Genomic DNA, 24,999 nt, shown 5'->3' on the forward strand with positions numbered 1-24,999 from the left:
CGCCCGCGAGACACGGACGCGGCACACTGGGAGTTGCTGAGACCTGCGATTGAGGTGGTTGGCTACTTCCAGCCGGCGACAGTCTTGCCGAGAGAGTCGAACCAGGTGTTGAGAGCAGTGCCGAAAGCGCCGACGCCGACTACGATGCCGAGGGCAATGAGCCCCACGAGGAGCGAGTATTCCGTCGCGGTCGCTCCCTTTTCGGAAGTGAGCTTGTCCTTGACGCCGGCGACGAAAGCGAGCATTGAAACCATGAGACCAGTCATTTTAGTTTGTCCTTTTCCAGAGTTATGAGTGGTAAACGAATATCCGGCAAATCCCCGATTGCTTATTTGCTGGAGCTTCGTTGGAACAACATTTGCACGGGCGCAAACGGCGCGGCAATGAGGTTCGATACTCGACTTTCCGGAGGGAAATTATGGGTATCACCTACCCTCAAACGGGGGTGTACTCAGTTTCCAAGTAGGGGCAGGGCTCTACTACTTGTTTTGATAAGCGGCCTTACTTAATCCGCGCACGTGGTGCTGTTGGTGCCACTTAGGGGAGCAGCAGGATCACTGCGAGGCCGGCGGCCAGCATCGAAGGCCCGTAGGGCACTTCCTTTGGCTTGTTTCCGCGGTTTTTGAGGACCAGGACCGTGGAGGCGACGCCACCTGCGACGAAGCCCACTGCTCCCCCGTAGAACAAGTGGGACCAGCCTAGGTAGCCCAAGTACAGCCCGAGTGGTGCCGCCAGCTTCACATCCCCCATGCCGAGGCCGTTTCCGCTGGTCAGGGCCAGAAAAAGGTACAAAACGAACAATATTAAGGCGCCGGCGATCCCCCGCAGCAGGTTTCCGACCTCGCCGGACACCCCAGCGGCGGCCCCGAGTAGCACCAGTCCGGCCCCCAGGAGGGGCAGAACCATCCGATTGGGCAGCAGATGGTGGATGAAGTCGACCCGTGCGAGCTGGACGCCGGCTACTGCCAGCGCGATGTACGCGGGAAGCTCCGGCGAAAATCCGAAGCGCCAAGCCAGCAGGGCGGAGAGTGCAAAAGTGACCGCCGCCGTCGTAATTCCTGTGCGTACTGTAGGGCTGCCGGCAAGGCGGGGGAGTGCGCGCTTGATGAAGATGTCGGCCAACAGGCCAAGGCAAGCGCCCGCGAGACCCACTCCGGCTATGAAGAGAACGTCAGCAACGGAACCGAGCGGCTGAGCCAACAGCAGTGAGGCGGTGCCGGCAGCGGCGGGATCGGACACGGTTCCTCCAGGGATGGGACGGGCCGGCACGGGACAGCATGCGGAACAGCGAGCACGCAGGAAGCATCCGGACACCCCATTTTGACCCAAGACCCCGCGGCAGGCTATTCTTGGTAGTCGTTGTGCGTGTCCTACTCGATGGTGCGTGCCCGCTTGAGAATCCGGTTGCAGGATAGCTACTCAACGTGCACATTCGAGACCTCAGGATGACTGGTTACATAGAGCCCTCACCTCTGTTCCGGTAGCGCATAGATAGTAGGTGCACCTTGAGTGACGCCTAAAACAAGAACGCCAGAACAAGAACGAGGCAAACACCGTGCGTACGTACACCCCGAAGCCCGGCGATATCAACCGCCAGTGGCACGTCATTGACGCCACCGACGTTGTCCTTGGTCGTCTCGCGAGCCAGACCGCAATCCTGCTGCGCGGCAAGCACAAGGCCACCTTTGCGTCCCACATGGACATGGGCGACTTCGTCATCATCATCAACGCTGAAAAGGTTGCCCTCACCGGCGCCAAGCTGGAGCAGAAGCGCGCATACCGCCACTCCGGTTACCCGGGCGGCCTGACCTCCGTCAACTATGCGGAGCTGCTGGAATCCAACCCGGTCCGCGCCGTGGAGAAGGCCATCAAGGGCATGCTCCCGAAGAACTCCCTCGCTGCACAGCAGCTGGGCAAGCTCAAGGTGTACCGCGGTGCCGAGCACCCCCACGCCGCCCAGCAGCCCAAGACTTTCGAAATCACCCAGGTCGCCCAGTAGTCCTGGCCACCAACCAACTTTTAATCAAGGAGAATCGTGGCTCAGAACGAAGAACTGACCACCGAAGCCGTTGAGGCTGAGGAAAACCTGACCAGCTACACCTCGGAGAGCGGTGCTGCAGAAGCAGCTGCGCCGAAGAAGGAACGCCCGGCACTGACCGTTGCCGGCGCTGCAGTTGGCCGTCGCAAGGAAGCCGTTGCACGCGTTCGCGTTGTGCCGGGCTCCGGTAAGTGGACCATCAACGGCCGCGAGCTGGCGAACTACTTCCCGAACAAGCTGCACCAGCAGGACGTCAATGAGCCCTTCAAGATCCTCGATCTTGACGGCGCCTACGACGTCATTGCCCGCATCCACGGTGGCGGCATCTCCGGCCAGGCCGGTGCCCTGCGTCTCGGCATCGCCCGTTCGCTGAACGAGATCGACACCGAGAACAACCGCGCCACCCTGAAGAAGGCCGGTTACCTGCGCCGCGACGCTCGCGTGATCGAGCGCAAGAAGGCCGGTCTCAAGAAGGCCCGCAAGGCTCAGCAGTACTCCAAGCGCTAAACCCGCTTCCAAGCGCTTCTCGCGCTTGCACGAAAGCCCGTTCCGCCACCCGGCGGGGCGGGCTTTCGCCGTTCAGGTCCGAAGCAGTCGTGATTCAGGCCGCCGCGTCGAACAAACGGTGCCAGAACGCCTGATTCAAGGGTCCTCATCTCGCGGGTTCTTGACCAGCGCTGATACGGACGAACGCCGCACCGACGTGCTACGTTGACGCTGACTACGAGCAGTTTCGAGTGGCACTCATCAAGGGGACAGCATGGCAAACGTGACGGTCGATCCGGACATTTTTGACAGTCAAGGCGAAGCCTATGAGGAGCCCCTTGATGGCTGGTGGGGACCCTCGCCGTTTTTCCTCGTCGTCTCAGACGAAACGGACAAAGCTGCTGAGGCGCTCCACGTTGCCGTAGGGCGGTGCATGCGCGTTGACGGCAACGGCAATGAGCTGACTGCCGCGGAGATGGCCGTCACCGGAGAGTACACAGCGAACTACTATTCGCCTGTCTACCTCACAGGCGATGGTCCAGTCGCATATCTGGATACGAAGGGTGAGCTACCACGGGCCATGGCCGAGACAATGCTTCGCATCCTCGTGGAGGAAGTCGAGGCGCGGGGCATTACCGCCTATCTGACCACCCCGCCCCGAGGCGCCGAGTCGATGCAGGGCTATCCCAAGTGGGAGGCCTCTGAGGCGGGACTCGCCCGGCTGGCTTTCGAGAAGTCCGATATTGATCCGGTCTAGGTTTGAGCTGCATCGGGTCGCGTAAAGTGCTTCCTTCGACGCGGATTGTGAATCGCACAGCTATCTGGCGGTGAATTCGCACTCGTTGCAGCCAGTAGGCTGACTCCAGCACCATGGTTTGGGCCGAAGGGATTAGCCTTTTGATCTGACTTCCTCGGCCTGTGCGGTTGTCATGAGGAGCGGTTTGATGGATCTCCGGGCCTCCTCCAGTGTCTCAGGCTCGGGAAGGGGACCTTCAAACCAGGCCGGGAGGTCCATGTGCTGAAGGATGGTTGAAGCGGTACCGGCGGGATCTGCCTTCCAAATGGGCGCCAGCGGTGCGGGTAAACGGTGTTCGGGGCCGAGTAGCTGGACACCGAAGGCATCCGGAACAAGGCTCTTCATCAGGGTGCGGCCGACGCTCGCGTACCTGAGGTGCGGCCGGGCGGGCCAGTCGTAGTCGTGGAAGACGTCCCAGAGCGCAGTTCCCAGCCTTGATCGTTTGATGCAGCCGTACTCTGCCTGGTCAGCCTGGTCCGCCTGGGATGCGAGGAGCTCTCTCCGATCAGCGACCGCCGGTTCCAATCTGCGGTCCGGATCCAGACGTCCGAAATAGACGGTGCCGCGATCGCCGAACTCAACACTTCTGATCTCATCCGATCCCGTGACGCAGGCCATCGAGTCCAAGTTGATTGGAGTCGAGCCCGTGGCCAGGAGAGCCCTGCGTTGTTCCGCGGTGCACTTCACATAAGACCAGGCGGTGCCGACGTAATGCGTGCCCGACGACAGTTGGCACCATCCAAGCGCAGTTTCAATGACGGCATCCATCACCTCCGGTGGGACGATGCGCCGGCTGAACTCTTCCGGGCCCATCTGTCCAGGCAAGCACACCCCGGCGGTGAATCCGAACGTATCCAGATTCGGGGCGCCGACGAGCAGGTCCTCGTTGGGAAGAGGCCGAAGGGAGCCGTGGACACCCTGGGCTTCCAGGCCGGAGGCGAGGGCGGCAAGAAGTCCATGTGCTTCGGCCGCGGAGACTATTCCATGGATCGCAGTGACGGCTCCCAACGGGCTCGGGGCTACACCGCCCAGTCCGGTACCGGCGGCCGGCAGTTCCAGAGAAGCCCTGGCCCGCTCCAGAACCTCCACCGCCGCGGCTTCGGGCAGCTCCGACTCAAAATAGGCCCGTAGCACCCCGATCTTCGCCCAGGAACGCACGATGGGTTTGGCAAATAGCCGTTTGGATTCCATAGCATCAGCTCAAATTGATGGAGTGGGGCCGGAGGCGTTGTTGGTCCCGGACCATTCCAGGACGTACTGGCCCGCTGGCAGATTGTTGATCTCCTGGTTTCCGTTGTAGGTGGTGCAGGTCTGACCCATAGTCAGGAGCGCGGACTGGCCACCGGCGGGTGAACCGGTATTGGTCATGTGCGCTGGCGGTCTCCAGATACGCCGCACCGGCCGGCTGCTGGAACACCGTTGGACACCGACTCCGACCCTGGGACTGTGACGTTGAAGGCGTCCACTCCGACGGGAATGAGTTGGAAAGAATACGGTCCCGAGGCATTGCTCGTGCCTGAATATGTCGCCATCCCGAACTGTCAGTAATAGACCAGCGCATCATTTGGCGAGCCGGTATACGGTGACTCCGTCCATGTCCTCGGGCGCGAAGTTCCCTCGGACCCAGTTCCGGATAGCCAGAAGATCGGCACCGTTACCTGGAATTTCGAGTTGCGCCGGCTGCTCAACCAGATAACAGACACGCTTGGCTGCCACCAAGCGCTGAAACTGCTCAACGCTGGGGCTTGGATCAACTGCTGCGAATCCGCCCAGCGCCAAGATTGCGCGACCCGTTTCCAGCTGAAAGCGAGCCGCAGTCTGGCCCGGATACGTCGCGGCGGCCCAAGTGCAAGCCGGATCGGCAGACGTCAGGGCTTTGGAAAGTTTCACGCTCGGCGCGTTGCCGATCGCTATCCCCGTGGCCCACGCGGGGTCCCCCCGCTTGACGCCTTCCAGGAAGTGACTCAGCGTATTGTCGCCTCTGGTGACGCTACCTGACAGCGGGTTGGAACCGGACTGCGGCGTCCCGGCAGTCACGAGAGCGGCGGACACCGGTCCAATCAGGAGGCCTGCCGCGGCGAGCCCGCCAGCTATCAGCTCAAGTCGCGGCCACGGGGCTGGGACAGCCAACATGGCAGCAGAAAGAAGGACGAGGACCAGTAGCGCGTTTCCGATCATCAACGGCATGGCGACGCTCAGCCCCCACATGGCATAGGAGCACGCTCCGCTGAGAACCAGCCCAAGCACAACGAGGATACGGCCCGGCGCCTGCTTCCGCAGGTCGATGGCCACGTAGGCGCCGATGCCGATGCAGAGTGCCAGCGGCGGAGCGAGCGAGGAACTGTAGTACGAATGGAAGCTGTTCCCCATGAAGCTCAGCATGGCGTAAGTAGTGAACATCCATATGGCAGCGCCTCCGGCAAGGATCGACTGCTGTCTGGTGAACTTCCGACGGAAGAGCTGCCACGAGACAACAAGAAGGCTGACGAGGCCCGGAACAAGTAGCCAGCCAATCTCCTGGCCGTAATTCTTGTTCAACAGCCTGAGGAAGCCAGCGTCGGATGCCGTGCCTCGAAGCGCCTCGGGGAGCAACGTAGCGGCTGGGTCTTCCTCGGCCTCAACCACGCGATTGATGCCGTTGTAGCCCAAGGTCAGCTCAAGCATGCTGTTATGCATGGATCCACCCACGAACGGACGCTGATCGGCTGGTGTTAGATCGATAGCCAATGGCCACGCCAACGAGACGCCCAGGAGGATGGCGCCGGCGGCGCCGACGGTGAGCAACCGCCTCTTCCAAGGAACACGGGCGAAGGCGAGAAACACTGAGACGAGCGCGGGGAGAACCAGGAATGCTTGGAGCTGTTTTGCCAGAAACCCAAAGCCCAGCAGAAACGCCGCAAGAAACAACAATCTGGGCGTGGCCCGTTCTGTTGCTCGGACACCGGCGTAAAGGGCCGACAACATCAGGAAGATCATCAAAGGATCGGGGTTGTTGTAGCGCGCCATCAGCACGGTAACGGGTGTGAACGCCATGATTCCGCTGGCCAGCAGTGCAACATAGGCCGGAAAAGACCTGCGTAGCAACGCATAGACCAGGCAGGTGCTTCCAAGTGTCAGGAGGGCCTGCGGGAGCAGCAGTGCCCAGGAGTTCAAGCCGAACAGCCAAACGGAGGCACCCATGACCCACAGGCTGAGTGGCGGCTTGTCCACGGTGATTGAGTTGCCCCAGTCCAAGGAACCGAAAAAGAAGGCAGCCGGATTTTGCTGACCGGCCTGGACTGCAGCTGAATAGTAGGCGTTGGCCCAGCCGTTTTGGTCGAGCTTCCAGACGTACACCAGCGTTGCACACAGCAACAGCCCGAGAAGTACTGGGCGCTCCCAGCGCGGGTGGTCCGTGGGCCCCCGCCAGATGATTCTAATTGCAGCTCGCATTTGGGCAGGCAGTGAGGAAGCTCTGGCTTCAGAGTCCACGGACGCCGGGATGATTGTGTCAGGGACACCTCGCGCCGGCCCACTCATGGCACTCCACAACTCCGTGAATAGCGTCACTGTGCTGGCCCTCTGATTGGAGCGAGGGGGAGGTTGAAAGACAGCTCATCGGCGTGTCGGACCCGGAAGACCCAGATGCGAAGAAGGACGAACCGTAGGAGGGTGGAGAGCACGTTCGCCCCCGTGAGGACGAGGAGTTCCTGGCTGGGAGCAGCGTCGACATTGACGGCATGGAGAACGGTCAGCGACGACGACGTAATAGTCCACGCCAACAGGAAGACCATGAGCCCTTGGAACTGCTGCGTGAACAGCCGTGCCGGGCCACTGATGCCAAAAGTGAACCGGCGGTTGGCTGCGGTGTTTCCAACGGCAGTCAGAAGCAGCGCCAGGAAGTTTGCCTGTTGCGCGCCAAAGGCTGCTTGAAAGACCAGATAGAGCAAGGCAAACGCGATGGTGGAAGCTGCGCCGACCACCCCGAACCTGAGCACCTGGCCGAAGAAGCTAGGCCGCCCCGGAGGAACGATGGGCCTGCGTCCCAGTTCGGCGTAAATCGCCTGAACTGGAATGCTCCCGTTCAACAGCGAGCCGGCAACGCGAACCAAACCGCGGAGATCATCCAACGCTGTCTGTTGGATATTGACTCTGCTGTCGGGGTCATCAACCCAGTCCACAGGAATTTCATGAATTCGAAGACCGGAACGCTCCGCGATAATCAGCAATTCCGTGTCAAAAAACCATCCGTTATCCTCGACGTGAGGGAGCAGCCTCCGGGCTACTTCGGCGCGGATAGCCTTGAACCCGCATTGCGCGTCGGAGAAATTTACCTGCATGGTCCGCTTGAGCAGATAGTTGTATGACCGGGAAATGAACTCGCGCTTTGGGCCACGGCTCACCCGGGAACTCTGGCGCAGCCTGGTCCCGATGGAAATATCCGAATGTCCGGACAGCAGGGGAGCTACCAGCGGTGGCAGCGCCGCCAAATCCGTCGAGAGGTCAACGTCCAGGTAAGCAAGCACTTTGGCCGAAGATGCGGCCCAGGCGTCGCGCAAGGCGAAACCGCGGCCCTTAACGTCAAGCCTGCGATAAACGACGTTAGGCAATTGGACAGCCAATCGCGTCGCAATAGCGGCAGTACCATCAGTACTCGCATTGTCGGCAATGGTGATTTGCCACGTCAATGGCATTTCTTGCGTTAAGTACGTCGCGAGCTTAGTGATGCTGTTTTCGAGTACCAATTGTTCGTTAAAGACCGGTACAACGATTTCGAGCGCCAAGCCCCCAGAGCTAGGTGTCATGTCTCGAAGCATAAATGGACGCTGGAAGCGACGCGAGAGTTTTGGCAAAAGTAGAGTACACAGAAGTACGAAACCAAGTAGTCGACCGCCCCTCCAGCCGGAATTGGGCTGGTTCAGCCCGCCCGCAGGTGGGTCTGAAGGGGCATCGAAACGGGCGTGCCACCGCGCGCGGCTGGCCATCGACTAAACTTGACCCGATGTCTAGATTATTTGGAACAGATGGAGTCCGGGGCCTGGCGAACGGTTTGCTGACCGCCGAGCTCGCTTTGCAGCTGGCGCAGGCCGCAGCCGTCGTGCTTGGCCACGACCGCAACACGAGCGGGGAGCGGCCGCGCGCCGTGGTGGCACGGGACCCGCGGGCCAGCGGTGAGTTCCTCGCCGCCGCCGTGGAAGCGGGGCTGTCCAGTTCCGGGATCGACGTCTACGACGCCGGTGTGCTTCCCACCCCGGCCGCCGCCTACCTCGTGGCGGACCTCGACGCCGACTTCGGTGTCATGATCTCCGCGTCCCACAATCCAGCGCCGGACAACGGCATCAAGTTCTTCGCCCGCGGCGGCCAGAAGTTGCCCGACGACGTCGAGGATGCCATCGAAGAGCAGCTCGGCAAGGAACCCTTCCGGCCCGTCGGCGGCGAGGTGGGGCGGATCCAGCGCTTCTCCGACGCCGAGGACCGCTACATCGTGCACCTGCTCGGCACGCTTCCGCACCGTCTGGAGGGCCTGAAGGTGGTCCTCGACTGTGCCCACGGTGCAGCCAGCGGCTGTTCCCCGCAGGTGTTCAAGGACGCCGGCGCTGACGTGATCCTCATCGGCGCCGAACCGGACGGACTCAACATCAACGACGGGGTGGGCTCCACCCACCTCGGCCCGCTCCAGCGCGCCGTCCTGGACCACGGGGCAGACCTTGGCATCGCGCACGACGGCGACGCCGACCGGTGCCTCGCCGTGGACCACGAAGGCAACGAAGTGGATGGCGACCAGATCATGGCGATCCTGGCCGTGGCCCTCAAGGCCTCCGGAAAGCTCAAGGACGATGTGCTGGTGGCCACCGTGATGAGCAACCTCGGCCTGAAGATCGCCCTGCGCGAGGCCGGTATCAGCCTGCGTGAAACCGGCGTGGGGGACCGCTACGTCCTCGAGGAAATGCGCAACGGCGGTTTCAGCCTTGGCGGCGAGCAGTCCGGGCACGTGATTTTCGCCGACCACGCCACCACCGGCGACGGCGTGCTGACCGGCCTGCAGATCGCAGCCCAGGTGGCCCTCACCGGGCGCCCGCTGAAGGAGCTGGCCACCGTGATGACCAAGCTGCCCCAGGTCCTTATCAACGTCCGGGGCGTGGACCGCACCCGCGTGAAGGGTGACGAAACAGTGGCCGCTGCCGTGGCCGTCGCCGAAGCAGAACTTGGCGACACCGGACGCGTGCTGTTGCGCCCCTCCGGCACCGAGCCCGTCGTGCGCGTGATGGTGGAAGCCGGAGACCACCAGACAGCCCAGGACGTCGCGGAGCGACTGGCCCAGGTAGTCCGGACCGAGCTCGCCCTGGAACTCGTCGCCGACTAGGCCGTCGGGAATGGTTCTGGCGCCTGGTTTCCCCACTTGCCCGGGTTTCGACGGCGTGTCGGCCGATAGCGCCGGCGTGTACCGCCGTCGTGGTGGCAAAAGTGGGGAAAATCGGCGCGGCCGTGTGCTGTGTCGGCACTCCTTAATACCTCTAGAGATACCCCGGTGCGGCTTCCAGGCCGAAATACTGCTCCAAGGTGGCAATTCCACGGGTGGACATGTCCGTTGCAGCCGCGACGCCGATGTAGCGCAGGTGCCAGGGCTCGTAGTAGTAGCCCGTGATCTCGTGGAGCATCCACGGGTAGCGGACCACGAAGCCGAAGCGGTGCGCGTTGGCCTTGGCCCAGACCGCCGCCTGCTGCTGGGCGAAGCAGGGCTGGAAGCTGCATGCCCCGCCGCCGTCGCCGATGTCGAAGGACCAGCCGGTCTGGTGTTCGGAGTAGCCCGGCCGCGCCGAAGCGGTGTCGGCCTCGGCCCGGCCCCGGGTGCGCACGTAGCTGCCGTATGTTGCCGTTTGCGTCCTGAACGAACGGTACCCGCTGGCCAGGGTGATAATGACGCCGTCGGCAGCCGCGGCAGCGAACATCTTCTCCGCCGCTGCCGCCGTCGTGCTATTCAGCAGTGCCGCCTCGCCGGAGGTGGCCAAGCGGACGGACGGCCGGACGAGGTCCGGCGGCACAAAGGTGGCGGGGAAGAGCGGCCGGTGCTTGTTGACGATTACCCACGGGCTGCCGGGGTCCGTCAGTGAATGCTGCGGCCCCCGCGCTGAGGCCGACGGCGGTGCCTTCGACGGCGGTGCCTTCGACGGCGCTGCCTTCGACGACGGTGCGGCCGCCGGCGTCGGAGGCGTGGCCGCCGCCGTCGTGCTTTCCGGAACGGGTGCCGCCGACGGCGCATTTGGCGACGGAGAGCTCGACGTCGCAGCTGTCGGCGCCCCGGTGCCGATGCCCGGGCTGAGCCCCGGCGTCGGTGCCGGTATGCCGGCCGGTGCTGAAGCGGGCGCGGATGCCGGGGCCGGAGTGCAGGCGCTCAGGGCCGTGAGACCGGTGCCTGCCATCAGGAGGCGGTTGAACGCCCGGCGGCTTGGCGAATCCGGTCCGGCCGATTGCCGTCCGATCGATTCGCCCCCGCCGTCGTAGCACATGTGTGCTAGACCTTCCTCAGCAGCATCCGCCGGATGGAGTGGTCGGCATCCTTGGTCAGAACCAGTTGCGCCCGGCCCCGGGTCGGGAGGACATTTTCCTCGAGGTTGGGCTCGTTGATGCGCTTCCAGATCTCGCGCGCGGTCTGTTCAGCCTCGGCATCGGAGAGCGTGGCGTAGCGGTGGAAGTAGGATTCCGGCTGCGCGAAGGCGGTGCTCCGCAGCTTGCGGAAGCGGTCCACGTACCACTCCTCGATATACGAGGTCTTGGCGTCGACGTAGATGGAGAAGTCGAAGAAATCGCTCAGAGCGAGGCCCTGCCGGCCGTCCTGCCGTGCCCGGGCCGGGGCCAGGACGTTCAGTCCCTCGACAATCAGGACGTCCGGCCGGCGGACCACCACTTCCTTGCCCGGGACAATGTCATAGGTCACGTGGGAGTACCACGGCGCCCGGACTTCCTCGGCGCCGCCCTTGATTTCGCTCACGAAACGCAGCAGAGCGCGGCGGTCGTACGACTCCGGGAAACCCTTGCGCTCCAGCAGCTGCCGGCGCTTGAGCTCAGCCAGGGGATAGAGGAACCCGTCCGTCGTGATGAGCTCCACGTTGGGGGTGCCCGGCCAGCGCCGGAGCATTTCCCGCAGCACGCGGGCGATGGTGGACTTGCCGACGGCCACCGAACCGGCAACACCGATCACGAACGGCGTGCGCTGGGTGGTCTCGCCAAGGAACGTTGTGGTGGCGGCATGCAGTTGGCCGGCGGCCTCCACGTACAGGTGCAGGAGCCTGGAGAGCGGCAGGTAGACCTCGCGCACTTCCTTGATATCGAGGGGGTCCCCGAGGCCACGAAGGCGGACCACGTCCTCTTCATTAAGGGGCTGCTCCATCTGGGCAGCGAGCCGGGACCAGGTCTGCCGGTCCAGCTCCACGAACGGGGAGACACCTTCCCCGGTCGCTTCATTGCGTTGCAAAGTCACCCTAGAGATTCTGCCCCTCACGACGCCGAGAGCGAAATGGACGGCCCGGTGGGAGCCGGAACGGGGCCGCCGCGGGCCCGCGGCGGCCCTGCCACGGCGCACCACCGGCGCAGCACCGGCCCCGCGTCGAAGCGTCCGCACGGCCCTGTCCCACGTCCTTCCTCCCGGAAACCCGCTAGGCTTGACCCCATGTGTGGAATCGTTGGATATGTGGGCCACTCAGATGGCCGGGTAAATGCTGGACACAATGCCTTGGACGTTGTCCTTGAAGGATTGCGGCGCCTGGAGTACCGCGGCTACGACTCAGCGGGAATTGCAGTGGTTGCCGACGGCACCATTTCTTCCCGGAAGAAGTCGGGCAAGCTGAGCAACCTGATCGCCGAGCTCGAGACCAGCCCGTTGCCCGAATCGCTGACAGGCATCGGCCACACGCGCTGGGCAACGCACGGCGGCCCGACGGACCAGAACGCCCACCCGCACCTGTCCGACGGCGGCAAGCTGGCACTGATCCACAACGGCATCATCGAGAACTTTGCCGAACTCAAGCAGGAACTCCTGCGCAAGGGCGTCATCTTCCAGTCCGAGACCGACACCGAGGTGGCCGCCGCGCTGCTGGGCGACATCTACCGGAACCAGATCGGCGGTGACGCTGCCAAGGGCGGCCTCACCCGGGCCATGCAGCTTGCCTGCCAGCGGCTCGAAGGCGCCTTCACCCTCCTGGCCGTCCACGCCGACCAGCCGGACGTAGTGGTCGCAGCGCGCCGCAACTCTCCGCTCGTGGTGGGCCTGGGCGACGGCGAGAACTTCCTCGGCTCCGACGTCTCCGGCTTCATCGACTACACCCGGCGTGCCGTGGAACTCGGTCAGGACCAGATCGTCACGATCACCGCCGACTCCGTGGAGATCACGGACTTCTATGGCGCCCCCGCCGAAGGCAAGGAATACCACGTCAACTGGGACCCGGCCTCCGCGGAAAAGGGCGGCTTCCCGTCCTTCATGGAAAAGGAAATCCACGACCAGCCGGACGCCGTGCTGCAGACCCTGCTGGGCCGCTCCGACATCCACGGCCGGCTGACGCTCGACGAGCTCCGGGTTGACCCGGAACTGCTCAAGAACGTCAACAAGATCATCGTCCTGGCCTGCGGCACTTCCGCCTACGCCGGACAGGTGGCGAAGTACGCGATCGAGCACTGGTGCCGGATCCCCACCGAGGTCGAACTCTCGCACGAATTCCGTTACCGGGATCCGATCGTGGACGAGAACACCCTGATTGTCTCCATCTCCCAGTCGGGCGAGACCATGGACACCCTCATGGCCGTCCGCTACGCCAAGGAACAGGGCGCCAAGACGGTCTCCATCTGCAACACCAACGGATCCACCATCCCGCGGGAATCCGACGCCGTGCTCTACACACACGCCGGACCGGAGATCGCCGTGGCCTCGACTAAGGCGTTCCTCGCCCAGATCACCGCCGCCTACCTGCTGGGCCTTTATTTGGCACAGCTGCGCGGTAACAAGTTCCAGGGCGAGATCAAGGACATCCTGGCCGACCTCGGCAAGATTCCGGCCAAGATCCAGCACATCCTGGACAACGAGGCCCAGATCAAGGAACTCGGCCGGTCCATGGCCGACGCCAAGTCCGTGCTGTTCCTGGGCCGCCACGTCGGCTTCCCGGTAGCGATGGAAGGTGCCCTGAAGCTCAAGGAGCTCGCCTACATCCACGCCGAGGGCTTTGCCGCCGGCGAGCTCAAGCACGGCCCGATCGCACTGATCGAGGAAGGCCAGCCGGTCTTCGTGGTGGTCCCGTCCCCGCGCGGCCGCGACTCGCTGCACTCCAAGGTGGTCTCGAACATCCAGGAAGTCCGCGCCCGCGGTGCCCGGACCATCGTGATCGCGGAAGAAGGGGACGAGGCCGTCAAGGCGTATGCCGAGCACGTCTTCTACATCCCGGAGACCCCCACGCTCCTGGCGCCGCTTCTCGCAACGGTTCCGCTGCAGATCTTCGCCCTCGCACTCGCCTCAGCCAAGGGATACGACGTGGACCAGCCGCGCAACCTGGCCAAGAGCGTGACCGTAGAATAACGCCATGATCGTTGGCATTGGCGTAGACGTCGTAGACATTGAGCGGTTCGGGCGGCAGCTCGAGCGCACCCCCGGGCTGCGCGACAGGCTGTTCGTCCCGGCCGAGCGGGAACTGAACACGCGGTCCCTCGCCGCACGGTTCGCCGCCAAAGAAGCCGTGGCCAAAGTGCTCGGGGCACCGGCCGGCATGAACTGGCAGGACTGCTGGATCGGGCTGGACCAGAACGGCCCCACGGTCCAGGTCAAAGGCACGGTGCTGGCCGTGGCGGAGTCGAAGGGCGTCAAACGCTGGCACCTGTCGATGAGCCACGACGGCGGGATCGCCACCGCGACCGTGATCGCGGAAGGCTGAGCCGGCCGCCCGCCAGGACCAGCCTGCGCGCCAGGCATTCCCCAGCGACCGCACCGCGAACGGACTGAAACCATGATCAGCGCCTACACCGGAACACAGGTACGAGAAGCCGAGAAACCATTTCTCGACGACGCCCTGGGCCCCGGTGCGGGCGCTGTTCTCATGCAGCGGGCCGCCTACGGCCTCGCCAACGCCGTCATCAGCGCATTGCGCGGCCGCGGTCAGCGGCTGTACGGCTCCAGCGTGGCCGTGCTGGCGGGCAAGGGCAACAACGGCGGCGACGGGCTCTTCGCCGCCGCGCTGCTGGCCGGCCGCGGCATGCGGACGACGGCGGTGCTCACCGCCGGCGACGCCCACGACGCGGGGCTGGCGGCCTTCCGGAAGGCCGGCGGATACGCCGTGACCCTCACCGGGGATAACGCGGCCGAACTCGCCGCGATGGCCGGCGGCGCAGACGTCGTGATCGACGCAATCCTGGGAACCGGCGCCCAGGGCGGACTGCGCGGCCCGGCCGCCGCGCTGATCGAGGCCCTGAGCCGCTCCCGGCCGGACCTCGTGGTGGCCTGCGACATCCCCAGCGGCGTCGACGCGGACTCCGGAGAGGCGCACGCGCCGGTCCTCGCCGCCGATCTGACGGTCACATTCGGTGCCGCCAAGGCCGGTCTGCTCGCGGACCCCGGTGCCGACTCAGCAGGCCGCGTGCGGGTCATACCGATTGGAATCGAATTAGCGCTGCCATGGCCGGCCCTGCGACGGCTTGAGGCCCGAGACCTTTCGGCTCTCCTCCCGCGCCCGGAGCGGCGGGCCCACAAGTACTCCAGGGGAGTGCTTGGGGTGGTCGCAGGCTCCAGCGCCTACCCCGGCGCCGCCGTGCTCGCCTGCAAGGGCGCCCTGGCTGCCGGCGTCGGAATGGTGCGCTACCTTGGGCCGCCGGACGTCGCCGACCTCGTCCGGCAATCCTGCCCCGAGGTCGTTTGCAGCGCAGGCGCCGTGGCCGACACGCACGTTCAGGCCTGGCTCGTTGGCTCCGGACTGGATGACTCCGATGAACAGCAGTTGCAGCGCGCCCGCGACGCCGCAGACTCGGGCCTGCCGACGATCGCCGACGCCGGCGCGTTGCCCGCCCTGCCTGAAGTGCTGGCCCCGCAAGTGATCCTCACACCCCACGCCGGCGAACTGTCCGCATTGCTTGAGCGCCTCGGGGTTTCATTGGACCGTTCCGCGGTAGAAGCATCCACGCTCAGCGCGGTGCGGCGCGCTGCGGGGCTGACCGAAGCGACGGTGCTGCTCAAAGGCGCCACGACCCTTGTTGCCTCCCCCTTTCAGGACTTCTTCAGCCAAGCGGAAGCCACCCCGTGGCTGGCCACGGCCGGCAGCGGGGACGTCCTGGCGGGAATTATCGGCGGGCTGCTTGCCCAGGTGGGTGCCGACGTCGGGCGCTTCGGTGACCAAGGCATCGATCCTGACGCCAGATGGGCCGCGATCGCGGCGATGGCGGCCAGCATCCACGGCCGCGCCGGCGTGCGGGCCTCCGGCGGGGGACCGGTAACGGCCAGCGGCATTGCCGATGCGGCGCGGGAGGTGATGCGGGAGCTGTAACAATCGGGCGCGTTCAGTGCGCCCGGACAAATACTAATCTTACTTACAAGTAGTCTGTCTAGAGAATATTCGTCACGCACGAGGAGTACACATGGAAGTCTGGCCCGGAACGGCTTACCCGCTGGGAGCCACTTTTGACGGCACTGGCACCAACTTCGCCCTTTTCAGCGAGCGCGCCGAGCGCGTGGAACTGTGCCTCCTGACTGACGACCTGAGCGAAACCCGGATCGAACTGACCGAAGTGGACGGCTACGTGTGGCACTGCTACCTGCCGCAAGTCCAGCCCGGACAGAAGTACGGCTACCGGGTGTACGGAGAATACGATCCTGACAAAGGCAACCGGTTCAACCCCAGCAAGCTGCTGATGGACCCGTACGCCAAGGCCATCCAGGGCCAGATCGACTGGGACCCGGCACTGTTTTCCTATAACTTCGGTGACCCCATGTCCCGCAATGACACCGATTCGGCTCCGCACACCATGCACGGTGTCGTCATCAACCCGTTCTTTGACTGGGACGGCGACCGCCAGCTGCGCATCCCGTACCACGAATCGGTCATCTACGAAGCCCACGTCAAGGGCCTGACCGAGCTGCACCCGGAGGTCCCGGAGGAGCAGCGCGGCACCTATGCCGGCGTGTCCCATCCCGCCGTGATCGAGCACCTCAAGAAGCTCGGGATCACCGCGGTCGAGCTCATGCCCGTGCACCAGTTCGTCAATGACGGCACCCTCGTGGAGAAGGGCCTCACCAACTACTGGGGCTACAACACCATTGGTTTCTTCGCCCCGCAGAACACCTACAGCTCCTCCGGCGACGTCGGACATCAGGTCCAGGAGTTCAAGGCGATGGTCCGGGACCTGCACAAGGCCGGCATCGAAGTGATCCTGGACGTGGTCTACAACCACACGGCAGAAGGCAACCACCTCGGCCCCACGCTGTCCTTCAAGGGCATCGACAACGCCGCCTACTACCGGCTGGTGGACGGCGACCTGAAGCACTACATGGACTACACCGGCACCGGAAACTCGCTCAACGTCCGGCACCCGCACTCCCTGCAGCTGCTCATGGACTCCCTGCGCTACTGGGTCACGGAAATGCACGTGGACGGGTTCCGCTTCGACCTCGCGTCCACCCTGGCCCGCGAGTTCTACGACGTCGACAAGCTCTCCACCTTCTTCGAACTGATCCAGCAGGATCCGATCGTTTCCCAGGTCAAACTGATCGCCGAACCGTGGGACGTGGGGCCCGGTGGCTACCAGGTGGGCAACTTCCCGCCGCAGTGGACCGAATGGAACGGCAAATACCGCGACACCGTCCGTGACTTCTGGCGCGGCGAACCGGCCACGCTCGGTGAGTTCGCCTCGCGGCTGACCGGTTCGGCCGACCTCTACGAGAGCTCTGCCCGGCGCCCGGTGGCTTCCATCAACTTCGTTACCGCCCACGACGGGTTCACAATGCGCGACCTCGTGTCCTACAACGAGAAGCGCAACGACGCCAACGGTGAAGGCAACAACGACGGCGAATCGCACAACCGCTCCTGGAACTGCGGCGCGGAAGGCGAGACCGAGGACGACGCCGTACTGACCTTGCGCGCCCGCCAGCAGCGGAACTTCATTGCGACCCTCCTGCTGTCCCAGGGCGTTCCGATGATCCTGCACGGCGACGAGCTGGGCCGCACCCAGCAGGGCAACAACAACACCTACTGCCAGGACTCGGAACTGAGCTGGGTGCACTGGGATGACATGGACCAGCCGCTGGTGGAGTTCACCGCCGTGGTCAACAAGATCCGCCGCGACCACCCGATCTTCCGGCGCAGCCGCTTCTTCGACGGCCGCCCCGTCCGCCGCGGCGAGGGCGAGAAGCTCCCGGATATCGTCTGGCTCAACACCGACGGCAAGGAAATGCTGCCGGAGGACTGGGACAGCGGCTTCGGCCGGACCATCGGCGTGTTCTACAACGGCCACGGCATCCAGGAACAGGACTCCCGCGGACGCCGGATCACTGACGACAGTTTCCTGCTGGCGTTCAACGCCCATGACGACCACGTCGACTTCCTGCTCCCGGCCGAGGAGTACTCGCCGTTCTGGGACGTCGTGGTGGACACCGCCGACCAGGCAGACACGGACCAGCCGCTCAAGGCCGGGTCCGCCCTGAAGCTGGCGGCGAAGTCCCTCGTGGTCCTGCGCGCCTACTCGGGCCCGGAGGTTGAGGTGGATTACTCCGCCGCGGCATCCCTGGCCGCCCGGGCCGAGGCCCCCGCGGAAGCGGCTCCGGCTGCACCCGCTGCAGCCCAGGTCCCGGCTGCGGAGGTTCCGGCGGCGCCTGCTGCTCCCGAGGCTCCGGCCGAGGAGGTCGCGGTCGCGCCCGAGCCTGAGGCCTCGCAGGCCGATCCGACGCCTGAGCCGGACCCGGCGCCCGAGCAGGATCCCGCTCCGGCCGATCCCGCTCCGGCCGATCCCGCACCGGCGAAGGCGGCTCCGGCCAAACGCGGCTCGTCCAAGGCGGCCGCAAACCCCAAGGCGGCCCCGGCCAAGAAGCCGCGGTCCAGGAAGGGCCCTGCCTCATGAGGACGCCCGTCTCGACGTACCGGCTCCAGATCCGTCCCGGCTTTACCCTGCAGGACGCCGCACAGACCGTGCCGTACCTGAAGTCCCTGGGCGTGGACTGGATCTATCTTTCGCCGATCCTGACGGCGGAAAAAGGTTCGGACCACGGCTACGACGTCACGGATCCTTCGGCCATCGATCCGGACCGGGGCGGCGCGGCCGGCCTGCTGGCGGCCTCCGCCGCGGCCCGGGAAGCCGGCATGGGCGTGCTCGTGGACATCGTGCCCAACCATGTCGGCGTCGCGACCCCGGCCCAGAACCCATGGTGGTGGTCCCTCCTGAAGGAAGGGCAGCAGTCCCGCTACGCCCAGGCGTTCGACGTCGACTGGGACTTTGGCGGCGGCCGGGTCCGGATCCCCGTGCTCGGGGAGGACTCGGACGTGGACGCGCTGGAGATCCGTGACGGTGAACTGCGCTACTACGACCACCGCTTCCCGCTCGCCGAGGGCAGCTACACGGAGGGGGATGATCCCCGCGAGGTCCACGACCGGCAGCACTACGAGCTGATCGGCTGGCGCCGGGCGGACAAGGACTTGAACTACCGCAGGTTCTTTGCCGTCAACAGCCTGGCCGGGATCCGGGTGGAGCTCCCCGAGGTCTTCGATGAAGCCCACGCTGAAGTTGTGCGCTGGGTCCGGGAGGGACTCGTTGACGGGCTGCGGATCGACCACCCGGACGGCCTCGCCGACCCGGAAGGCTACCTGCACCGGCTGCGCAAGGCCACAGACGGCAGCTACCTCCTGATCGAGAAGATCCTGGAACCGGGCGAGGTGCTGCCGGCCGGCTTCGAGTGCGAGGGCACCACCGGTTACGACGCCCTCGCGGACGTGGACCGGGTGTTCGTCGACCCCGCCGGCCAGGGGGTGCTCGACGCGCTCGACGCCGAACTGCGCGGCGGGCAGGCTGCCGACTACGACGACATGATCCGCGGCACCAAGCGCAGGATCACCGACGGGATCCTGCACTCGGAAATGCTCCGGCTGGCGCGGCTGGTTCCGGCTGCTGCAGGGCTGGCCCAGGATGCCGCGGCGGATGCTCTCTCCGAGATCATCGCGGCGTTCCCTGTCTACCGCAGCTACCTGCCCGAAGGGGCCGACGTGCTCCGGGAGGCCTGCGAGCTGGCTGTCCGGCGCCGCCCGGACCTCGGGGAAGCCGTCGGAATCCTCCTTCCGCTGCTGCTGGAGGCCGGCCCTGAACCCGATGCCGAGCTCGGCCTCCGCTTCCAGCAGACCTCCGGCATGGTCATGGCCAAGGGCGTGGAAGACACCGCGTTCTTCCGCTACACCCGGCTGGGCACCCTGACCGAAGTGGGCGCCGACCCCACGGAATTCGCCGTTGCCCCGGAGGAGTTCCACACCCGGATGGCCCGCCGCCAGGCCGAGCTCCCGCTGTCCATGACGACGCTCAGCACCCACGACACCAAGCGCAGCGAGGATACCCGCGCCCGGATCTCGGTCCTGGCGGAACTGGCGCCAGAGTGGCAGGCCTCCCTGAAGCGGCTGCAGAAGCTGGCGCCCCTGCCGGACGGGCCCCTGGCCAACCTGCTGTGGCAGGCCGTCGCAGGCGTATGGCCCGCGGACCGCGACCGTTTGCAGTCCTACGCGCAAAAAGCCGCCCGCGAAGCCGGGAACTCGACCAACTGGATCGATCCGGACGAGGCGTTCGAAGCGAAGCTGGCCGCCGCCGTCGACGCCGCGTTCGACACCCCGGAGGTGACGGCTGAGCTGGAGTCCCTGGTGGCGCTGCTGGCGCCGTACGGTGCCGTCAACTCGCTGGGCGCCAAACTCGTCCAGCTCACCATGCCCGGGGTGCCGGACGTGTACCAGGGCACCGAGTTTTGGGACCGGTCGCTGACGGATCCGGACAACCGGCGGCCGTTCGACTTCGGTGAGCGCCGGCGTGCCCTCGCCGCCCTCGACGCCGGTGACCGGCCGGCGTCGTTCCTGGACGACGCGGCGAAACTCCTCGTCACCTCCCGGGCCCTGCGCCTGCGGCGGGACCGGCCGGAGCTGTTCACCGGGTACGTGCCGGTTACCGCCACCGGCGCCGCAGCAGCGCACCTGCTCGCCTTTGACCGCGGAACCGCCTCAACCCCGGGTGCCCTCACGCTTGCCACCCGGCTGCCCCGCGGACTTGAGCAGCGCGGCGGATGGCAGGACACGTCCGTCCGGTTCGCCGCCGCCATGACCGACGAACTGACCGGCAGGACCTTCGGCCCCGGCCCCGTAGCGGTGGGGGAGATCCTGCGGGACTACCCTGTAGCTCTGCTGGTGCCGGCGGCCTGACGTATTCCTGCGACGGTATTCCTGAAAACGATCTTCCCGAAAAGCTGATTCCCCGGACAGCGGAACGGAGCATGACGATGACCTTGCCTGCACACGGAAGCGCGCGCTTCGACCTCTGGGCGCCGGAAGCGGGCACGGTGACGCTGCTTGCCGATGGTCGGGAGTACCCCATGACCCGGCGGCCCGGCGGCGGCACTGACAGCGGCGGCGGCACTGCCGGTGACGGGTGGTGGACCGTCCCCGGGGCGCCCGCCTCCGGGGACGTGGACTACGGGTACCTGCTGGACGGGGACTCCATTCCGCTGCCGGACCCGCGCTCCCGCCGCCAGCCGGAGGGCGTGCACGCACTCTCGCGCACGTTCGACGCCGGCCATCACCAATGGGCGGACGGCCAGTGGGCGGGACGGGAGCTCAAAGGCGCCGTCATTTACGAACTCCACGTGGGCACCTTCACCCCGGAAGGAACGCTGGACGCCGCGGCAGGAAGGCTGCAGTACCTGGCGGAGCTGGGCATCGACTTCGTGGAACTCCTGCCGGTCAACGGGTTCAACGGCACCCACAACTGGGGCTATGACGGCGTTCAGTGGTACGCCGTGCACGAAGGCTATGGCGGACCCGCGGCGTACCAGCGCTTCGTGGACGCCGCGCACGTCGCCGGCCTTGGCGTTATCCAGGACGTGGTCTACAACCACCTCGGACCCAGCGGAAACTACCTCCCGCGGTTCGGGCCCTACCTGAAGTCGGGGGAGGGCAACACGTGGGGCGACTCCGTCAACCTGGACGGCGCGGAGTCCGACGAGGTGCGCCGCTACATCCTGGACAACGCCGCCATGTGGCTGCGCGACTACCATGTGGACGGCCTGCGGCTGGACGCCGTGCACGCCTTCAAGGACGAGCGCGCCGTGCACCTCCTGGAGGACTTCGGCGCCCTCGCGGACGCCGTCTCGGCGGAGACGGGCCGCCCGGCCACCATGATCGCGGAATCGGACCTGAACAACCCGCGCCTGCTCTACCCGCGGGACGTCAACGGCTACGGGCTGGCCGGGCAGTGGAGCGACGACTTCCACCACGCCGTCCACGTCAACGTCAGCGGCGAAACCACGGGCTACTACGCGGACTTCGACTCGCTGGGAGCGCTCGCCAAGGTTTTGGAACGCGGGTTCTTCCACGACGGCAGTTTCTCCAGCTTCCGCGGCCGGCACCACGGACGGCCCATCAACCCGGCCCTGGTCCACCCCGCTGCGCTGGTGGTGTGCAGCCAGAACCACGACCAGATCGGGAACCGGGCCACCGGGGACCGGCTGTCCCAGACCCTGGGCTACGGGCAGCTCGCGCTCGCCGCCGTCGCCACCTTGACGTCGCCGTTCACGCCCATGCTCTTCATGGGCGAGGAATACGGGGCCAGCACCCCGTGGCAGTTCTTCACCTCCCACCCGGAACCGGAACTGGGCAAGGCGACGGCCGAAGGCCGGATCAGGGAGTTCGAGCGCATGGGGTGGGACCCCTCCGTCGTGCCCGATCCGCAGGATCCGCAAACCTTCACCCGGTCCAAGCTCAACTGGGCCGAGGCCTCCGAGGGGGACCATGCCCGGCTCCTGGAGCTGTACCGGGCGCTGATCGCGCTGCGCCGCACGACGCCGGACCTGACGGAGCCCGGATTCCAGGACACCGTCACCGTAGTCAGCGAGGAAGAGGGCTGGCTGCTGTTCCGGCGCGGCGGCACCGAGGTGGCGATGAACTTCTCCGGCGAGGCGCGGCGCGTCCCGGTCAGCGCGGGCGCCATCGCCCTGGCGACCGACGACGGCGTGCGGCTGGATCCGGGTGCCGGCCCGACTTCGGGCGGGGAGCCGGCCGCCGGACGCCTCCACCTCCCCGGCCACAGCGCCGCGATCCTTACAAACTAGGGCAGGATATGACGTATGACTTATTTGGCAGCTGATACCCGCTATGACTCCATGCCTTACCGCCGCGTGGGGCGCAGCGGCCTGAAACTCCCGGCCATCTCCCTGGGCTTGTGGCACAACTTCGGCGATGACAAGCCGTTCGAGATCCAGCGCGCCATCCTGCGCCGCGCCTTCGACCTCGGCGTCACCCACTTCGACCTCGCCAACAACTATGGGCCGCCCTATGGCAGCGCCGAGACCAACTTCGGCCGGCACTTCAAGGACGATTTCGCCCCGTACCGGGACGAGCTGATCATCTCGAGCAAGGCCGGCTACGACATGTGGCCCGGTCCCTACGGTAACTTCGGCTCCCGCAAGTACCTGTTGGCCAGCCTGGATCAGTCGCTGGGCCGGATGGGCCTGGACTACGTGGACATTTTCTACAGCCACCGCCCGGACCCGGAGACGCCGATGGAGGAGACCATGGGCGCCCTGGACCAGGCCGTGCGTTCCGGCAGGGCGCTCTACGCCGGCATTTCCTCCTACACCCCGGAACAGACCCTTGAGGCGGCGCGGATCCTGAAGGAGCTGGGCACGCCGCTGCTGATCCACCAGCCCAGCTACTCGATGCTGAACCGCTGGACCGAGAACGGCAGCCCCAACCTCTTCGAGGCGCTGGAGCAGGTGGGCGCGGGTTCCATCGCGTTCTCGCCGCTGGCCCAGGGCATGCTCACCGACCGTTACCTCACGGGCATCCCGGCCGACTCCCGTGCTGCCCAGGACAAGTCCCTGGACGAATCCATGATCACCACGGACAAGCTGGACCGCGTGCGCGGCCTCAACAGGATCGCCGAGGGCCGCGGCCAGACACTCGCGCAGATGGCCATCGCCTGGATCCTGCGGGAGCAGGGCAAGGGCTCGCCCGTCACGTCCGCACTCGTCGGCGCGTCCAGCGTCCGGCAGCTCGAGGACACCCTGGCCGCGATCAACAACCTGGAGTTCGCGGCCGATGAGCTGGACGCGATCGATGAGTTCGCCGTCGAATCCGACATCAACCTGTGGGCCCAGAAGTAGCCCGGCCCGTCATGTAATCATGCGGACCAGTCCGCTCCGCCGGGGCCGCGGGAACAACCGCGGTCCCGGCGGTGTTGATTAGACTACTAAGGGCGCCTTACGGCGCCGTGTCCGCCTGCCGCCCGCACAACTGATGCAGTACAACAGAGTGCGGCCGCGCCGGTCACCCTTTCCTCAAAGGAGTTCCGTGTCTTCACATCCGATTCGTGTTGCAATCGTCGGCGTAGGTAACTGCGCCACTTCGCTGGTTCAGGGCGTCCAGTACTACAAGGACGCCGACCCCAAGGCCACAGTTCCCGGCCTCATGCACGTGCAGTTCGGCCAGTACCACGTGGGCGACGTGGAGTTCGTCGCCGCATTCGACGTCGACGGCAAGAAGGTCGGCCAGGACCTGTCCGCCGCCATCCTGGCCAGCGAAAACAACACCATCAAGATCGCCGACGTCCCGCCGACCGGTGTCACCGTCCAGCGCGGCCCGACCCTGGACGGCCTCGGCAAGTACTACCTCGAGACCATCGAGCAGTCCCCGGAGGAGCCGGTCGACGTCGTCCAGGCCCTCAAGGACGCCAAAGTTGACGTCATGGTCTGCTACCTCCCGGTCGGCTCCCAGCAGGCCGCCGAGTTCTACGCCCAGTGCGCCATCGACGCCGGCGTGGCGTTCGTCAACGCCCTGCCCGTATTCATTGCCGGCACCAAGGAGTGGGCGGACAAGTTCACTGCCGCCGGCGTGCCGATCGTGGGCGATGACATCAAGAGCCAGATCGGCGCCACCATCACGCACCGCGTCATGGCCAAACTGTTCGAGGACCGCGGCGTCACGCTGGACCGCACGTACCAGCTGAACGTCGGCGGCAACATGGACTTCAAGAACATGCTGGAGCGCGACCGCCTCGAGTCCAAGAAGATCTCCAAGACCCAGGCCGTCACCTCCAACGTCGAGGCTGAGCTCGCAGCCAAGGACGTCCACATCGGCCCGTCGGACTACGTCCAGTGGCTCGATGACCGCAAGTGGGCTTTCGTCCGACTCGAGGGCCGCAACTTCGGTGACGCCCCGGTGTCCCTGGAATACAAGCTCGAAGTCTGGGACTCGCCCAACTCCGCCGGCGTGATCATCGACGCCATCCGCGCCGCCAAGATCGGCCTGGACCGCGGCATCGGCGGCCCGCTGGTCTCGGCGTCGAGCTACTTCATGAAGTCCCCGCCGGAGCAGTTCAACGATGACCTCGCCCGTGAAAAGGTCGAGGCCTTCATCCGCGGCGACCTGGATCGCTAACCCCTCCCGCACCTCCCCGTCCCCCGTTGCCCTATCACTTATGGCCCTTAAAACCCCGGTTTAGCCGC

At 65.6% G+C, this 24,999-nt stretch carries 21 protein-coding genes; 13 read left to right on the forward strand and 8 right to left on the reverse strand.

Going from position 1 to position 24,999, the window contains the following annotated elements:
- Window positions 1-62 precede the first annotated feature (62 nt).
- Complete coding sequence (locus tag ABD243_RS20680; RefSeq protein ID WP_344368259.1) at window positions 63-254, reverse strand: Flp family type IVb pilin; 192 nt, start codon at window positions 252-254, stop codon at window positions 63-65.
- A 283-nt stretch (window positions 255-537) separates the two neighbouring features.
- Window positions 538-1,239: a prepilin peptidase gene (locus ABD243_RS20685; RefSeq protein WP_344368260.1), complete on the reverse strand. Its 702-nt coding sequence runs from the start codon at window positions 1,237-1,239 to the stop codon at window positions 538-540.
- A gap of 316 nt (window positions 1,240-1,555) precedes the next feature.
- Here ABD243_RS20685 and rplM point away from each other — a divergent pair, with 316 nt between their 5' ends.
- The 3 genes from rplM (at window position 1,556) to ABD243_RS20700 (ending at window position 3,281) form a co-directional block, all read left to right on the forward strand.
- Complete coding sequence (gene rplM, locus ABD243_RS20690) at window positions 1,556-1,999, forward strand: 50S ribosomal protein L13 (RefSeq protein WP_015937805.1); 444 nt, start codon at window positions 1,556-1,558, stop codon at window positions 1,997-1,999.
- Between the two features lie 36 nt (window positions 2,000-2,035).
- Window positions 2,036-2,545, forward strand: a complete 510-nt coding sequence (rpsI, locus tag ABD243_RS20695) for a 30S ribosomal protein S9 (protein WP_018773707.1) — start codon at window positions 2,036-2,038, stop codon at window positions 2,543-2,545.
- 253 nt (window positions 2,546-2,798) lie between these two features.
- Window positions 2,799-3,281 (forward strand): hypothetical protein, encoded by a 483-nt coding sequence (locus ABD243_RS20700; protein WP_344368261.1) that lies wholly within the window; start codon window positions 2,799-2,801, stop codon window positions 3,279-3,281.
- Between the two features lie 132 nt (window positions 3,282-3,413).
- Here the strand turns inward: ABD243_RS20700 and ABD243_RS20705 are convergent, their stop codons facing one another.
- The 4 genes from ABD243_RS20705 to ABD243_RS20720 all read right to left on the reverse strand — a co-directional run bounded on the left by ABD243_RS20705 (window position 3,414) and on the right by ABD243_RS20720 (window position 8,083).
- The gene (locus ABD243_RS20705; RefSeq protein ID WP_344368262.1) at window positions 3,414-4,511 is read right to left on the reverse strand and encodes a hypothetical protein; all 1,098 of its coding nucleotides are present in this window, start codon (window positions 4,509-4,511) and stop codon (window positions 3,414-3,416) included.
- A 9-nt stretch (window positions 4,512-4,520) separates the two neighbouring features.
- Complete coding sequence (locus ABD243_RS20710) at window positions 4,521-4,688, reverse strand: hypothetical protein (protein WP_344368263.1); 168 nt, start codon at window positions 4,686-4,688, stop codon at window positions 4,521-4,523.
- Between the two features lie 192 nt (window positions 4,689-4,880).
- The gene (locus ABD243_RS20715) at window positions 4,881-6,656 is read right to left on the reverse strand and encodes an ArnT family glycosyltransferase (RefSeq protein ID WP_344368264.1); all 1,776 of its coding nucleotides are present in this window, start codon (window positions 6,654-6,656) and stop codon (window positions 4,881-4,883) included.
- Between the two features lie 209 nt (window positions 6,657-6,865).
- On the reverse strand, window positions 6,866-8,083 hold the full coding sequence (locus ABD243_RS20720; RefSeq protein WP_344368265.1) for a bifunctional glycosyltransferase family 2/GtrA family protein: 1,218 nt from the start codon (window positions 8,081-8,083) through the stop codon (window positions 6,866-6,868).
- A 218-nt stretch (window positions 8,084-8,301) separates the two neighbouring features.
- Between ABD243_RS20720 and glmM the strand changes: the two genes are divergently transcribed.
- Window positions 8,302-9,663, forward strand: a complete 1,362-nt coding sequence (glmM, locus tag ABD243_RS20725; RefSeq protein WP_344368266.1) for a phosphoglucosamine mutase — start codon at window positions 8,302-8,304, stop codon at window positions 9,661-9,663.
- 151 nt (window positions 9,664-9,814) lie between these two features.
- Here glmM and ABD243_RS20985 read toward each other — a convergent pair whose 3' ends face one another.
- Complete coding sequence (locus ABD243_RS20985; RefSeq protein WP_425547268.1) at window positions 9,815-10,249, reverse strand: M15 family metallopeptidase; 435 nt, start codon at window positions 10,247-10,249, stop codon at window positions 9,815-9,817.
- Here ABD243_RS20985 and ABD243_RS20990 point away from each other — a divergent pair.
- A complete protein-coding gene (locus ABD243_RS20990; RefSeq protein WP_425547269.1) occupies window positions 10,218-10,802 on the forward strand; it encodes a hypothetical protein in 585 nt (194 codons plus the stop codon). The two genes, ABD243_RS20985 and ABD243_RS20990, sit on opposite strands and share 32 nt — an antisense overlap.
- A 10-nt stretch (window positions 10,803-10,812) precedes the next feature.
- On the opposite strand, the gene coaA is transcribed toward ABD243_RS20990, so the two are convergent.
- On the reverse strand, window positions 10,813-11,778 hold the full coding sequence (coaA, locus tag ABD243_RS20735; RefSeq protein WP_091252054.1) for a type I pantothenate kinase: 966 nt from the start codon (window positions 11,776-11,778) through the stop codon (window positions 10,813-10,815).
- A gap of 189 nt (window positions 11,779-11,967) precedes the next feature.
- On the opposite strand from coaA, the gene glmS reads away from it, so the two are divergent.
- From glmS to ABD243_RS20775, 8 genes are all read left to right on the forward strand, one after another.
- A complete protein-coding gene (gene glmS, locus ABD243_RS20740) occupies window positions 11,968-13,860 on the forward strand; it encodes a glutamine--fructose-6-phosphate transaminase (isomerizing) (protein WP_344368268.1) in 1,893 nt (630 codons plus the stop codon).
- Between the two features lie 4 nt (window positions 13,861-13,864).
- Window positions 13,865-14,212, forward strand: a complete 348-nt coding sequence (locus ABD243_RS20745) for a holo-ACP synthase (RefSeq protein WP_024366340.1) — start codon at window positions 13,865-13,867, stop codon at window positions 14,210-14,212.
- Between the two features lie 72 nt (window positions 14,213-14,284).
- Window positions 14,285-15,811: an NAD(P)H-hydrate epimerase gene (locus ABD243_RS20750; protein ID WP_344368269.1), complete on the forward strand. Its 1,527-nt coding sequence runs from the start codon at window positions 14,285-14,287 to the stop codon at window positions 15,809-15,811.
- A gap of 91 nt (window positions 15,812-15,902) precedes the next feature.
- Window positions 15,903-18,377 carry a glycogen debranching protein GlgX gene (gene glgX / locus ABD243_RS20755; RefSeq protein WP_344368270.1) on the forward strand — a complete coding sequence of 825 codons (2,475 nt, stop codon included), beginning with the start codon at window positions 15,903-15,905 and terminating at the stop codon, window positions 18,375-18,377.
- Window positions 18,374-20,701: a malto-oligosyltrehalose synthase gene (gene treY, locus ABD243_RS20760; RefSeq protein WP_344368271.1), complete on the forward strand. Its 2,328-nt coding sequence runs from the start codon at window positions 18,374-18,376 to the stop codon at window positions 20,699-20,701. Before glgX ends, treY begins: the two co-directional genes overlap by 4 nt.
- A gap of 77 nt (window positions 20,702-20,778) precedes the next feature.
- On the forward strand, window positions 20,779-22,605 hold the full coding sequence (gene treZ, locus ABD243_RS20765) for a malto-oligosyltrehalose trehalohydrolase (RefSeq protein WP_344368272.1): 1,827 nt from the start codon (window positions 20,779-20,781) through the stop codon (window positions 22,603-22,605).
- A 15-nt stretch (window positions 22,606-22,620) separates the two neighbouring features.
- A complete protein-coding gene (gene mgrA, locus ABD243_RS20770) occupies window positions 22,621-23,658 on the forward strand; it encodes an L-glyceraldehyde 3-phosphate reductase (RefSeq protein WP_344368273.1) in 1,038 nt (345 codons plus the stop codon).
- Window positions 23,659-23,845: 187 nt separating this feature from the next.
- On the forward strand, window positions 23,846-24,931 hold the full coding sequence (locus ABD243_RS20775; protein WP_344368275.1) for an inositol-3-phosphate synthase: 1,086 nt from the start codon (window positions 23,846-23,848) through the stop codon (window positions 24,929-24,931).
- Window positions 24,932-24,999 lie beyond the last annotated feature (68 nt).

Source organism: Arthrobacter humicola, assembly GCF_039531445.1.
In the GTDB taxonomy this organism is placed as follows: domain Bacteria; phylum Actinomycetota; class Actinomycetes; order Actinomycetales; family Micrococcaceae; genus Arthrobacter; species Arthrobacter humicola.

Excerpts from the sequence above, each read along its gene's own strand:
- ABD243_RS20680 (WP_344368259.1), bottom strand. The coding sequence starts at position 254 with ATGGTTTCAATGCTCGCTTTCGTCGCCGGCGTCAAGGACAAGCTCACT.
- ABD243_RS20700 (WP_344368261.1), top strand. The coding sequence starts at position 2,799 with ATGGCAAACGTGACGGTCGATCCGGACATTTTTGACAGTCAAGGCGAA.
- ABD243_RS20705 (WP_344368262.1), bottom strand. The coding sequence starts at position 4,511 with ATGGAATCCAAACGGCTATTTGCCAAACCCATCGTGCGTTCCTGGGCG.
- ABD243_RS20710 (WP_344368263.1), bottom strand. The coding sequence starts at position 4,688 with ATGACCAATACCGGTTCACCCGCCGGTGGCCAGTCCGCGCTCCTGACT.
- glmM (WP_344368266.1), top strand. The coding sequence starts at position 8,302 with ATGTCTAGATTATTTGGAACAGATGGAGTCCGGGGCCTGGCGAACGGT.
- ABD243_RS20990 (WP_425547269.1), top strand. The coding sequence starts at position 10,218 with ATGACGCCGTCGGCAGCCGCGGCAGCGAACATCTTCTCCGCCGCTGCC.
- ABD243_RS20985 (WP_425547268.1), bottom strand. The coding sequence starts at position 10,249 with ATGTTCGCTGCCGCGGCTGCCGACGGCGTCATTATCACCCTGGCCAGC.
- glmS (WP_344368268.1), top strand. The coding sequence starts at position 11,968 with ATGTGTGGAATCGTTGGATATGTGGGCCACTCAGATGGCCGGGTAAAT.
- ABD243_RS20745 (WP_024366340.1), top strand. The coding sequence starts at position 13,865 with ATGATCGTTGGCATTGGCGTAGACGTCGTAGACATTGAGCGGTTCGGG.
- ABD243_RS20750 (WP_344368269.1), top strand. The coding sequence starts at position 14,285 with ATGATCAGCGCCTACACCGGAACACAGGTACGAGAAGCCGAGAAACCA.
- glgX (WP_344368270.1), top strand. The coding sequence starts at position 15,903 with ATGGAAGTCTGGCCCGGAACGGCTTACCCGCTGGGAGCCACTTTTGAC.
- treY (WP_344368271.1), top strand. The coding sequence starts at position 18,374 with ATGAGGACGCCCGTCTCGACGTACCGGCTCCAGATCCGTCCCGGCTTT.
- treZ (WP_344368272.1), top strand. The coding sequence starts at position 20,779 with ATGACCTTGCCTGCACACGGAAGCGCGCGCTTCGACCTCTGGGCGCCG.
- mgrA (WP_344368273.1), top strand. The coding sequence starts at position 22,621 with ATGACTTATTTGGCAGCTGATACCCGCTATGACTCCATGCCTTACCGC.